The organism is Aureibaculum flavum (assembly GCF_016406085.1).
GTDB classification, from domain to species: Bacteria; Bacteroidota; Bacteroidia; order Flavobacteriales; family Flavobacteriaceae; genus Aureibaculum; species Aureibaculum flavum.
The window spans coordinates 346,009-358,897 of sequence record NZ_JAEHFJ010000005.1 but is presented as its reverse complement, the minus strand read 5'-3'; the positions used below and the strand labels follow the sequence as shown (position 1 = coordinate 358,897).

At 33.6% G+C, this 12,889-nt stretch carries 12 protein-coding genes; 3 read left to right on the top strand and 9 right to left on the bottom strand.

Annotated elements, in window-relative coordinates; translation table 11 throughout:
- Positions 1 to 2: 2 nt before the first annotated feature.
- The 9 genes from rpsS to rpsL form a co-directional block, all read right to left on the bottom strand.
- Positions 3 to 281, bottom strand: a complete 279-nt coding sequence (gene rpsS / locus JBL43_RS12415; RefSeq protein WP_117879393.1) for a 30S ribosomal protein S19 — start codon at positions 279 to 281, stop codon at positions 3 to 5.
- A 9-nt stretch (positions 282 to 290) separates the two neighbouring features.
- Entirely contained in the window at positions 291 to 1,115 is an 825-nt protein-coding gene (gene rplB, locus JBL43_RS12410) for a 50S ribosomal protein L2 (protein WP_198841745.1), read from the bottom strand.
- A gap of 11 nt (positions 1,116 to 1,126) precedes the next feature.
- On the bottom strand, positions 1,127 to 1,417 hold the full coding sequence (gene rplW, locus JBL43_RS12405) for a 50S ribosomal protein L23 (protein WP_138950913.1): 291 nt from the start codon (positions 1,415 to 1,417) through the stop codon (positions 1,127 to 1,129).
- 4 nt (positions 1,418 to 1,421) lie between these two features.
- Positions 1,422 to 2,051 carry a 50S ribosomal protein L4 gene (rplD, locus tag JBL43_RS12400; protein ID WP_138950914.1) on the bottom strand — a complete coding sequence of 210 codons (630 nt, stop codon included), beginning with the start codon at positions 2,049 to 2,051 and terminating at the stop codon, positions 1,422 to 1,424.
- The gene (rplC, locus tag JBL43_RS12395; RefSeq protein ID WP_117879397.1) at positions 2,051 to 2,668 is read right to left on the bottom strand and encodes a 50S ribosomal protein L3; all 618 of its coding nucleotides are present in this window, start codon (positions 2,666 to 2,668) and stop codon (positions 2,051 to 2,053) included. Before rplC ends, rplD begins: the two co-directional genes overlap by 1 nt.
- A 150-nt stretch (positions 2,669 to 2,818) precedes the next feature.
- On the bottom strand, positions 2,819 to 3,124 hold the full coding sequence (rpsJ, locus tag JBL43_RS12390) for a 30S ribosomal protein S10 (RefSeq protein WP_117879398.1): 306 nt from the start codon (positions 3,122 to 3,124) through the stop codon (positions 2,819 to 2,821).
- Positions 3,125 to 3,142: 18 nt separating this feature from the next.
- Positions 3,143 to 5,266: an elongation factor G gene (gene fusA / locus JBL43_RS12385; RefSeq protein ID WP_198841744.1), complete on the bottom strand. Its 2,124-nt coding sequence runs from the start codon at positions 5,264 to 5,266 to the stop codon at positions 3,143 to 3,145.
- 3 nt (positions 5,267 to 5,269) lie between these two features.
- A complete protein-coding gene (gene rpsG / locus JBL43_RS12380) occupies positions 5,270 to 5,746 on the bottom strand; it encodes a 30S ribosomal protein S7 (protein ID WP_117879400.1) in 477 nt (158 codons plus the stop codon).
- Between the two features lie 25 nt (positions 5,747 to 5,771).
- Complete coding sequence (rpsL, locus tag JBL43_RS12375) at positions 5,772 to 6,146, bottom strand: 30S ribosomal protein S12 (protein ID WP_117879401.1); 375 nt, start codon at positions 6,144 to 6,146, stop codon at positions 5,772 to 5,774.
- 171 nt (positions 6,147 to 6,317) lie between these two features.
- Between rpsL and JBL43_RS12370 the strand changes: the two genes are divergently transcribed.
- From JBL43_RS12370 to JBL43_RS12360, 3 genes are all read left to right on the top strand, one after another.
- Positions 6,318 to 7,997: a POTRA domain-containing protein gene (locus JBL43_RS12370; protein WP_198841743.1), complete on the top strand. Its 1,680-nt coding sequence runs from the start codon at positions 6,318 to 6,320 to the stop codon at positions 7,995 to 7,997.
- Positions 7,998 to 8,132: 135 nt separating this feature from the next.
- The gene (locus JBL43_RS12365; RefSeq protein WP_198841742.1) at positions 8,133 to 11,357 is read left to right on the top strand and encodes a SusC/RagA family TonB-linked outer membrane protein; all 3,225 of its coding nucleotides are present in this window, start codon (positions 8,133 to 8,135) and stop codon (positions 11,355 to 11,357) included.
- Between the two features lie 10 nt (positions 11,358 to 11,367).
- Entirely contained in the window at positions 11,368 to 12,825 is a 1,458-nt protein-coding gene (locus tag JBL43_RS12360; RefSeq protein ID WP_198841741.1) for a SusD/RagB family nutrient-binding outer membrane lipoprotein, read from the top strand.
- Positions 12,826 to 12,889 lie beyond the last annotated feature (64 nt).

Here is a 12,889-nt window from a genome sequence, read left to right as displayed (position 1 = left end):
GCTTATCTTTTACCTTTATTTTTCGTACCACCATGTCCTCTAAATGAACGTGTTGGTGAAAATTCTCCTAATTTATGACCTACCATGTTTTCAGTAATATATACCGGAACAAATTGACGACCATTGTGAACTCCAATTGTTTGTCCAACAAAGTCAGGTGTAATCATTGAGGCTCTTGACCATGTTTTGATTACAGATTTTTTTCCAGAATCTATATTAGTTTGTACTTTCTTTTCCAATTTATGGAAAACGTAAGGTCCTTTTTTTAATGAACGTGCCATATCTTTCTCTTATTTTTTTCTACGTTCTACGATATACTTATTACTCGCTTTCGTCTTAGAACGTGTTTTATATCCTTTTGCAGGAATACCGTTTCTAGATCTTGGATGTCCACCTGAAGATTTACCTTCACCACCACCCATTGGATGATCTACTGGATTCATAACTACTGGTCTAGTTCTTGGTCTTCTACCTTGCCATCTTGATCTACCTGCTTTACCAGATACTTCCAATTGATGATCTGAATTAGATACAACACCTATAGTTGCTTTACATGTAAGTAAAATTAATCTTACTTCACTAGAAGGCATTTTGATTGTTCCATATTTTCCTTCTCTTGCAATTAACTGAGCAAAAGAACCTGCACTACGAGCTATAACTGCTCCTTGACCAGGATGTAATTCAATACAAGAAATGATTGTACCTAATGGTAAATCTTTTAAGATTTTAGCATTACCAACTTCTGGCGTTGCTTTCTCTCCAGATAATACTGTTTGTCCAACCTGTAATCCAGCTTGAGCAATTACATATCTTTTTTCACCATCTGCATAATTTAATAAAGCGATATAAGCAGTACGATTAGGATCATACTCTATAGACTTTACTGTAGCTGGTATACCGTCTTTCTCTCTTTTAAAATCGATAATACGGTATCTCTTTTTATGACCACCACCTAAATATCGCATGGTCATCTTTCCTCCACTATTTCTACCACCAGATCTTTTTTTCGGTGCTAACAAACTCTTTTCAGGTTTGTCAGTAGTTAACGTTTCAAAAGTATTTAATACTTTATGACGTTGACCTGGAGTTACTGGTTTTAATTTTCTTAATGACATCTTTTTTCGTCTTAAATATTGCTATAAAAATCTATGCTATCTCCGTCAGCTAATTCAATAATAGCTTTTTTATAAGCTCCTATTTTACCAGTTACAACTCCTTTTTTGGTAAATTTTGTATTACGCTTTACCGGATAATTCAAAGTTCTAACTTTACTAACTGAAACACCATAAGTGCTCTCAACAGCATTCTTTATCTCTATCTTATTTGCACGCTTATCAACCTCAAACGTGAATCTATTATGCAATTCACTCAGTTCGTTTGCTTTTTCCGTAATAATTGGTTTTATTAAAATGCTCATGCTATTACTTGCTAAGATTTGATTCAATTTCTCCTATACTTCCTTCCGTAAGAACAATTTTATTTGCGTTAAGCATCCCGTAAGTGCTTAATGATGAAGCGTTTACAACGCTAGTGCCTTTTAAATTGCGAGAGGACAAATATACATTTTTATTTGAAGCATCCAACACAAACAACGTTTTTTTGTTATTTAGCTCTAAAGCATTTAAAACATTTGTAAAGTTTTTTGTTTTTGGAGCATCAAATTCAAAGTTCTCTACAACAACAATATTGTTGTCTTTTGCTTTGATTGATAGTGCTGATTGTCTAGCTAATCGTTTTAAACCTTTATTCAATTTAAAACTATAACTTCTAGGTCTAGGGCCAAAAATTCTACCACCACCTCTAAAAACTGGCGATTTAATAGAACCTGCACGTGCCGTACCTGTACCTTTTTGTTTCTTTATCTTTCTAGTACTACCTTTTATCTCAGCTCTTTCTTTCGCTTTGTGAGTACCTTGTCTTTGATTTGCTAAAAATTGCTTAACATCTAAATAAACAGCATGCTTATTTGGTTCTATTGCAAAAATCGCATCTGAAAGCTCAACTTTTCTTCCAGTTTTTTTCCCGTTGATATCTATAACTTCTACTTTCATTATTTCTGAATAGTTATGTAAGCGTTTTTATGACCAGGAATAGCTCCTTTAACTACAATAAGATTCTTTTCAGCTATTACTTTTAAAACTCTTAAATTTTGAACTTTCACTTTATCACCACCCATTCTACCGGCCATTCTCATACCCTTAAATACTCTTGCAGGATAAGATGCTGCACCTATAGAACCAGGAGCTCTAAGACGGTTATGTTGACCGTGAGTTGCTTGACCAACACCAGCAAAGCCATGACGTTTTACAACCCCTTGAAAGCCTTTACCTTTAGAGGTACCTGCAACATCAACAAATTCACCTTCTTTAAAGTGTTCTACAGTGATTGAATCACCTAATTTGTACTCCTCATCAAAACCTTGAAATTCAGCAACGCGACTTTTGGCAGTTGTTCCAGCTTTCTTAAAGTGTCCTTTTAACGCTTTAGTTGTCTGCTTTTCTGCTTTGTCATCGAAACCTAGTTGTAAGGCTTCATAGCCGTCAACTTCTTTGGTTCTGACTTGGGTAACTACACACGGACCTGCTTCGATAACCGTACAAGGAATATTTTTCCCGTTGTCATCAAAAATACTGGTCATTCCAATTTTTCTTCCTATTAACCCAGACATTTTACTTATTTATTAATTAATTATTTATTTACTTTTTTTTCAAAAAAATAGGGTCAAAAATAATTCAACCCTGAATGTATTTTTTTCCGTTTTTCCCTCGTCAACCGCTTAGGACATGTTGAGATACAAATAAATTGCATCCCTTAATAATTATACTTTGATCTCTACTTCAACACCACTTGGCAATTCTAACTTCATTAAAGCATCAATTGTTTTTGATGATGAACTATAAATATCTAGTAATCTTTTATAAGAACTTAATTGAAATTGTTCTCTAGATTTCTTATTTACGTGTGGTGATCTTAATACTGTAAATATTTTCTTGTGAGTTGGTAATGGAATTGGCCCATTAATAACAGCACCTGTACTCTTAACTGTTTTTACGATTTTCTCAGCAGATTTATCTACTAAATTATGATCGTAAGATTTTAATTTTATTCTAATTTTTTGACTCATCTTTGTCTATTTAGTAAATTAACCTTGTGCTTTTTTAATTACTTCAGCAGAAATATTAGATGGAGTTGCTTCGTAATGTGAAAACTCCATTGTAGATGTTGCTCTACCTGATGACAATGTTCTTAAAGAAGTTACATAACCAAACATTTCTGATAATGGTACTGTTCCTTTAATCACTTTTGCACCTGCTCTATCTGACATACTTACTACCTGACCTCTTCTTCTATTTAAATCACCAACAATATCTCCCATGTTCTCTTCTGGTGTAAGTACTTCCATTTTCATAATAGGCTCCATAATTACTGCACCTGCTGCCTTAGCCGCAGATTTATAACCCATTTTTGCTGCTAATTCAAAAGATAATGCATCAGAATCCACAGGGTGAAAAGAACCATCTGTCAATGTAATTTTCATAGAATCCATCTCATAACCAGCCAAAGGTCCGTTTTTCATTGCTGCAGTAAAACCTTTTTCTACCGAAGGAATAAATTCTTTTGGAATACGTCCACCTTTAATCTTATCTTCAAATTGTAAGCCTTCACCTACAAAATCTTCATCAACAGGTCCCATTTCAAATACAATGTCAGCAAACTTACCACGACCACCAGATTGTTTTTTATAAACTTCTCTAGTTTCTGCACTTTTTGTTAATGCTTCTTTATACTCTACTTGAGGCTCACCTTGATCTACTTCTACTTTAAATTCACGACGTAGTCTATCAACAATAATATCTAAGTGAAGTTCTCCCATACCAGAAATAATGGTTTGTCCAGAAGCTTCATCTGTTCTTACTGTAAATGTTGGATCTTCTTCAGCTAATTTACCTAAAGCAACTCCAAGTTTATCAACATCAACTTTTGTTTTTGGCTCCACCGCGATACCAATTACTGGATCAGGAAAATCCATTGATTCTAAAACAATAGGATGTTTCTCATCAGATAACGTATCACCAGTTTTAATACTTTTAAAACCAACAGCAGCACCTATATCTCCAGCCTCGATATAATCAATTGCATTTTGCTTATTAGCGTGCATCTGATAGATACGAGAAATACGTTCTTTTTTACCAGAACGATTGTTCAACACATATGAACCAGCATCTAAATGCCCTGAATATGCTCTAAAAAATGCTAAACGTCCTACAAAAGGATCTGTTGCTATTTTAAAAGCTAAGGCAGCAAATGGTTCTTTTACATCCGGCTTTCTTTCAATTTTTTCACCTGTATCTGGATCAGTACCAATAATAGCATCTTTATCCAAAGGTGATGGTAAATAACGACAAACAGCATCTAATAAGAATTGAACTCCCTTATTTTTAAATGCCGAACCACATATCATTGGTATAATTGCCATATCCATAACCGCAGCTCTTAGTGCAGCATGTACTTCATCCTCAGTAATTGAATCTTCATCTTCCATGAACTTTTCTAATAAGTTCTCATCATAACTAGCAACTTCTTCAATCAATAAAGCTCTATGTTTTCTTGCGTCTTCTTTTAAATCTTCAGGAATATCAACTACATCAAAAGTAGCTCCCATATTTTCCTCATGCCATATAATTGCTCTGTTCTTAACTAGATCAACTACTCCTTTAAAATCTCCTTCTTCACCAATAGGTAAAACGATAGGAACTGCATTAGAACCTAACATTTCTTTTACCTGTCTGTTAACCATCATAAAGTCTGAGCCTTGACGATCCATTTTATTAACGAATCCAATTCTTGGCACTTTATAATTATCAGCTAATCTCCAGTTTGTTTCAGATTGTGGCTCAACACCATCAACTGCTGAAAACAAAAACACCAATCCATCAAGTACTCTCAACGAACGATTTACCTCTACAGTAAAATCAACGTGACCTGGAGTATCAATAATGTTACAGTGATAACTTTTTGATTCAGGAGTTGGTTCACCATTCAAACGTGGAAAAACCCATTCACAAGTAGTAGCAGCAGAAGTAATTGTAATACCTCTTTCTTGCTCTTGCTCCATCCAGTCCATTGTTGCTGCACCATCATGAACCTCACCAATTTTATGAGAAACACCAGTGTAAAACAACACACGTTCTGTAGTTGTAGTTTTCCCCGCATCAATATGAGCGGCAATACCTATATTCCTTGTATATTTTAAATCTCTTGCCATTTCTTAAAATCTAAAGTGTGAAAACGCTTTATTAGCTTCCGCCATTTTATGCACATCAGTTCTTTTCTTAACTGCCGCACCTTCTTCTTTAGCCGCAGCTAAAACTTCATTTGCTAAACGTTGAGCCATAGATTTTTCATTACGTTTTCTAGAATATGAAATCATCCATTTCATAGCCATAGAAACTTTTCTATCTGGTCTAATTTGCATTGGTATTTGAAATGTTGCACCACCTACTCTTCTACTTCTCACTTCAACATGTGGCATAACGTTAGATAACGCTTCTTTCCAAACCTCCAAAGATGTTTTCTCTTCGTCTTGTTTTTTCTCTTCAACGATATCCATCGCATCATAAAAAACTTTAAACGCTACAGACTTCTTACCGTCTTTCATTAAATTATTTACAAAACGAGTTACCAGCTGATCTTGAAATCTTGGATCTGGCAACAAATGTCTTTTCTTTGCACTTCTTTTTCTCATTACTTCTTACATTAAAGCGTTAAAATTATTTCTTAGGACGTTTAGTTCCGTATTTAGAACGTCTTTGTGTTCGTCCTTCAACTCCTGCAGTATCTAAAGCACCACGAACTACGTGATATTTTACCCCAGGCAAATCTTTTACTCTTCCTCCTCTAACTAATACTATCGAGTGCTCTTGTAAATTATGTCCTTCACCAGGTATGTATGCATTCACTTCATTACCATTTGTCAACCTCACCCTTGCTACTTTACGCATAGCAGAATTTGGTTTTTTTGGTGTAGTAGTATAAACACGTGTACATACGCCTCTTCTTTGTGGACAAGAATTTAATGCAGCCGATTTGTTCTTCTTAGTTATTTGGGTTCTTCCCTTGCGTACTAATTGCTGTATAGTTGGCATATAAATTAATTATTATTTTACTTATTAAAAATAAACCTCTTTTTTAAGAGTGTGCAAATGTATAAATAATTTCTGTTTCTACAAACAGGTGTTGCCTAAAATTTATCATCATTTTAAAAACATTTTCAAATATGTCCATTTTTAACAGTTTTAAACTAATTTTGAACTGATTTGAAACAGAAATTTACACCATATATATATACACTCTTTTTAATCCTCTTTTTTAACCATTGTTATGGTCAAAAAAAAGAATTGAATATTTCTGCTATTGACAGCACTTCAACATTGTTTTTACAGAATATACATTTCAAAAAGCATCATTTTACAGAAAAATCCATATTTAAAACTTTAGACTCTATAAAAATAGAAATTGAAAAATCTGGCTTTATAAATAACAGTATTGACAGCCTCATAAAAACCGACAGTAGTTATACAGCTGTTTTCAACCTGAGAAATCAAATACAATATATTCGTATCTATTTTGATAAAAATGAAATTAATCAAGACCAACTATCCACTATTTCAAAAAATGCAACCTCAAACTATTTTGAAGTACAGCCATCAAAACTAACAAACACTTTACATCAAATTACCAATACACTCGAAAAAGAAGGTCAATCTTTTTCTGAAGTTTCTTTAAAAAACATCACCATTAAAAATGACACTTTAATTGAATCGTTTTTATTGATCAAGAAAACAAGTGTTAGAAAAATAAATAAAGTAACAATAAATGGATACACTACTTTTCCTAAATCATTTTTAATTCAACATTTAGGTATAAAGCAAAATGAAACTTTCAGTAAACAGAAAATGAAGGATGCTTCAACTGCAACTAAAAATCTTCCGTTTGTTTCAGAAATAAAATCTCCAGAAGTACTTTTCACTAAAGATTCAACAATCGTTTATTTAAATCTAAAAAAGGAAAATGCAAATAAATTTGACGGCCTCATTGGATTCACCTCAAAAGAAAACGGAAAAGGTCTTTCTTTAAATGGATATCTTGATTTATCATTGAACAACCTTTTCAATTCAGGTGAAAATTTAAACTTAATTTGGAAAAATAATGGAAGCGATAGACAGGTGTTTAACATTGACATTTCATTACCCTACATATTCAATTCAAAAACATCACCCTATTTAGCATTAAACATCTACAAACAAGATTCCTCTTTTGTAAATACCTTATTTAAATTTGCCCTACCTTTTAAAATTAACAATAGAAATTCAGTCGGACTCGTATTGAAATCAGAAAGCTCATTGAATTTATTGACAAATATTAACAACAATACTGAAGATTATTCAACTTTACATTACGGCTTAAACTACAATTATGCTATCCCTAATTTCAACAATATATTCAAAACAAAATTCAATTTCATTTTAGAAGCACTTATTGGTAAAAGAAATGCCACAACAAAAGACAATCAACTTAAGATTTATTTGAAAAGCAACTTCTTATGGACATTAAACCATAAAAATCATATATTCCTACAAAACCAAAGCGGCTTAATTAACTCTAAAAATCTTTACAATAACGAACTTTTAAGGGTGGGAGGCTCAAATAGCATAAGAGGTTTTGACGAAGAAAGTATTCTAACCTCATCTTTTAGCACCCTCAATTTAGAATATAGATACGTTACAAACAATGCATCATACCTCTATTCTATTTCCGATTTTGGTTATACAAACCATAACAATTTAACTTCAAAACTATACGCATTAGGTTTAGGCTATGCATTCTCTTCAAAAATCGGATTTGTAAATCTAAGTTACGCCCTTGGAGCATCTTCTAAAACTCCTTTAAATATTAATAATTCACGCTTTCATATAAAAATTGTTAATTTTTTCTGAATTCAGAAAAAATTCATAGTTTTTTTAAATAATTAACAAAATTTTAAGGTTATTTTAAAAATTATTAGGATAAAATTTTTTTTGTTAACATATTTTTATGACTTTTGGTTAAATTTAATTCAAATAAATAAAAGTATGAAAACAAAGTTTAATGGATTTCTAACGCTATTACTAGCGTTAGTCGTGCAAATTACGTTTGCACAAGAAAAGACTATCACAGGTACAGTTTCTGACGAAACAGGACCTTTACCGGGTGTTAGCGTAATTATTAAAGGTACTACATCAGGTACCGAAACTGATTTTGATGGTAAATATACTATTCAAGCAAAACCAGGAGATATCCTGTCGTTTAGCTTTATTGGTATGTCAGCCAAAGAGGTAAAAGTAGGTTCTTCGAACACTGTCAACGTGGTAATGGCCGCTGACAATGTTCTTGAAGAAGTTGTTGTTACAGCTCTTGGTATTAAGAGAGAAACAAGAACTCTAACTTACGCTTCTCAAGAAATTAAATCAGAAAATTTAAACATCTCACAAGATGTTAACATGAAATCTGCTATTGCAGGTAAAGTTGCAGGTGTACAAATTCAAGGTCAAGCCGGTTCCAAGTTAGGAGAAGCTGGTAAGATAAGAATTAGAGGTGCAATGTCTTTAACCTCTGATAACGACCCTCTTTATGTAGTAGATGGAATCGCTATTGACAACCCTAGTGATGTCGACATGAACAACGTAGCTAGTCTAAATGTATTAAAAGGACCAAACGCAACTGCTTTATACGGTCAAAGAGCCGATGCAGGTGTAGTTGTAATTACAACAAAAAAAGGGACTACAAATGGTATCGGTGTAGAATTGTTAAGTTCAGTTACCTTTGAAAAAGTAGCTTACTTACCTAAATTTCAAAATGAGTACGGCCAAGGTTATGACGGCGAAGCTAGTTTAGGAACCTTTGACGGAGCTACAGCAGCAATTCCAGAATGGTCATCGTTTGATGGTGAAAGATATATTCAATGGGATAATAATTATGCTGACGAAAGTTGGGGTGCTAAATTTGATGGTGGTGATTATTTACCTTGGTATTCATTTTGGCCAGACAGTCCATACTTCGGGCAAACTGCAAAATATGAAGCTCAGCCTGATAATATCAAAAACTTTTACGACACTGGAGTTTCTTTAAAGAACTCTGTAGCCGTAAGTGGTGGAGGAGACAATTATAATGCTAGAATTTCATTTACAGATTTAGATCAATCTGGTGTAGTACCCTATTCTAAATTTGATAAGCAATTTGTAGCAGCAAATTTTGATTTTGATGTTACAGATAAATTTAATGTTGCTACTACTCTAAATTATTCTGTATCGAAAACTCAAGGAGATTTTGATGATGGATACAGTAACCAATCTTCAGGTAACTTTAACCAATGGTTTGGTAGAAACATTGACACTGATAAATTAAAAGAACTAATTGATTTAAAAACTCCAGATGGATATAATGCCACTTGGAACTGGTGGGGTCCTGATTACTATGCTTATGGTGGTGGTTACAAAAAACCAGCCTTTTGGTTTAACCCATATTACTACGCAAGAGAATATAAAAATGTTGATAGAAACAATAATTTTGCAGGTAGTGTGAATCTAACCTATAAATTTAATGACAATTGGAAGTTAACTGGAGGTGCTACGAGAACGAAAGATGAAATGAAAAACAATTATTACGTTCCATATAGCCTTCAATTTTCTGCTGCACCTGAATTATACAATTCATGGTCTAACTCATTTGGAGTTACCAGACGTACACGTTCAGAAAACAATTATAATGCAGCACTGAATTACACAAACAAGTTTGGTGACTTTGATGTTGATGCATTTGTAGGAGGAAACATAAGAGTTAACAACTACGATAGATTTAGAGCTGAAATGGATACAGGTGCAAAAATAGGTGGACTTATTATACCTGATGTATATACCTTTTCTAATGCAGGTATTGCACCATCACCAAATACGTACGTTAGTAAAAAAGAAGTGCGTAGTATGTACGGTAAAGCATCTTTTGGCTACAAAAACATGCTTTACTTAGACGGTACGTATAGAAAAGATTGGAGTTCTGCTTTACCTGAGAATAGCAACGGTTATGGATACCCTTCAGTCGGAACAAGTTTTATTTTCTCTGAGTTAATTGACAACAACGATATTTTAACTTTTGGTAAAATTAGAGCAGGTTGGGCACAAGTAGGTAATGATTTAGATGCTTACAAATTAGACCCTGCATATGCTCTATCGGACAAACCTTATGATGGTATTTCATTAGAATATACTAATACTGACATTTTAGATCCTAATATTAAACCAGCAATAAACACTTCATTAGAAGTTGGTTTTGATACCCGTTTTCTTAAAAATAGACTTGGCCTAAGCTTTACGTATTACAAAGAAAATAGAAAGGATGAAATAATCCCTATTAGTGTATCAAGAGGAACAGGATACGACAGTTACTTAACTAATGCTGGGGAGTCAGAAAGAAAAGGTGTAGAACTTACCCTTACTGCAACTCCAGTTAAATCTGATGACTTTAGTTGGGACATCACAGCTAACTTCGCTAAAAACACAACTACAATTGTTAGTTTACCTGGAGATTTAAAATCTTTAGAAGCTCCCGGTGGTAATGATGCATTTGGTTTTGTATACGTTACTCATGAATTAGGTAGTGATTGGGGCCAATTAAGAGGTACTGCTATTGAAAGAGATGCTGACGGTAATGCGGTATTGCAATCTAATGGATTATATTCAGTAGAAACAGCTCAATATTTAGGTAGTATTCTACCTGAATTTACAGGTGGTATATTGAATGGATTTAGTTATAAAAACTTAAGTTTAACCGCATCTATTGACTTCCAAAAAGGAGGTAAGTTTTTCTCATTAAGTGAAATGTGGGGATCTTCTTCTGGATTATTAGAAAGTACGGCTGGTAATAATGATAAGGGTAACCCTAAACGTGATGCTGTAGCTGATGGTGGTGGTACACATGTAGTTGGAGTTTCTGATACGGGTACACCAATTGATATGTATGTTGAAACATATGACTACAACACACAATACTATTCGAATAGACTTGCAGAACCATTTATACATGACGCTAGCTATATTAAACTTAGAGATGTAAGTTTGACTTATAATTTTTCAAAAAAATTATTAAACAATACACTTTCAGGTGCTAGCATTAGTTTTATTGCTAGAAACTTATGGCTAATCTCTGTATCTAAAGACAACACACAAGGTTGGGACCCTTCAGAAATGTCTCAATCTTATGGTGAGAATGGACAAATGCCAGGAACACGAAGTTACGGTCTAAACGTTAAATTAACTTTTTAATAAAAAAACGATGAAAAAATTTAAATATATAATCTTAACAACACTCTTAGTTGCTCTTGGAGCTTGTGAGAATGTCGATTTCGGAGATACAAACGTAAATCCAAATGGAGCTGGAGAAGCAAACACTTCATCTTTAATGGCAGGTGCTATGTCTCGATACTCTACATTAACGGGTAGAAATGACTTATTAAAACCAACATTATATGTTCAGTATCAAACGCAAGTAACTTATGTAGATGAAATGCTCTATAATGAAGCCGCTGTTAGTTGGTACAATTATTATGTGCAAACTTTATCTAATTTACAATTAGTTATTGATATTAATTCAGATGAAGCAAATCATAATACTATTCTATTAAGTCAAGGTGCTCCTGTAAACCAAATTGCAGTTGCAGAAATTTTTAAAATAATTATCTTTAAAAGAATAACAGATACTTGGGGAGATATACCTTACGCTCAGGCCTTACAGGATAAAGATAATTTAAGTCCAGTTTATGATAGCCAAAGTAGTATATACGAATCTATGTTAGCCCAGTTGAAAACATCTAGAGATAACCTAGATGACACGAAATTAGGCCCTACTGGTGATATCCTATTCGGCGGTGACGTTGCAAAGTGGAAAAAAATGGTGAATTCACTTATTTTACAATTTTCTTTACAATTATCTAATAAATACCCTTCTGCATCTGGTATAGCAGCAACGGCTTTCAATGAAGCTTTAAGTGACCCTAGCGGTGTAATTGAAGACTTAGCAGATGAGGCTTGGTTTTTATATAACGAAGATTTTCAAAACCCCTTTGCTGCAAATAGAAAACCGGATTACTTTCTATCACAAGAATTTACAGATGCTCTAAAAGGATTGGGTACTACGTCAAATACATTATTAGACGGAAGAATTAATGTTTATTCTAACGACCCAACTAAAGATGGAGTTCCTTATGGCTTTGCAAATGGTAGTGGAGCAGGAAAAGCAGGGATGTCAGATTTAATTTGGACAGAGTTAGCCCCTTTACAATTATTAACTTCTTCTTATACTTACTTAAATAGAGCTGATGCAGCTAATTTAGGTTGGACTAGTGAAAACGCAAGTGCAATGTTAAAATTGGGAATTGAAAGATCTTTTCAAACACTTGATGCTCATTATGGCACCACTATTGGCGGAAGTGCATCTACGTATGCTACTGCAAGAGTTGCTGACATGGTTGCCGCTGGAGCTACAAAAGTAATTGCTGAAGAAAAATGGGTTTCACTTTTTCCTAACGGCTTTGATGCTTGGTCTGAATGGAGACGTACTGATTTCCCAACGTTAATACCAGCCACTGATTTCTTTAATGATGGGCAAATACCAAGAAGGTATAATTATCCTACAGAAGAATCTAGTTTAAACGAAACAAATTATAATGCAGGTGTTGGAACATTATCTCCAAGTACAGATAAAAACACCTCAAGATTTTGGTGGGACCAATAAATAAGTAAAAATCTCATATAAGCCGTCTACTATTTATTAGTAGACGGCTTTTTATTTTGTAAAA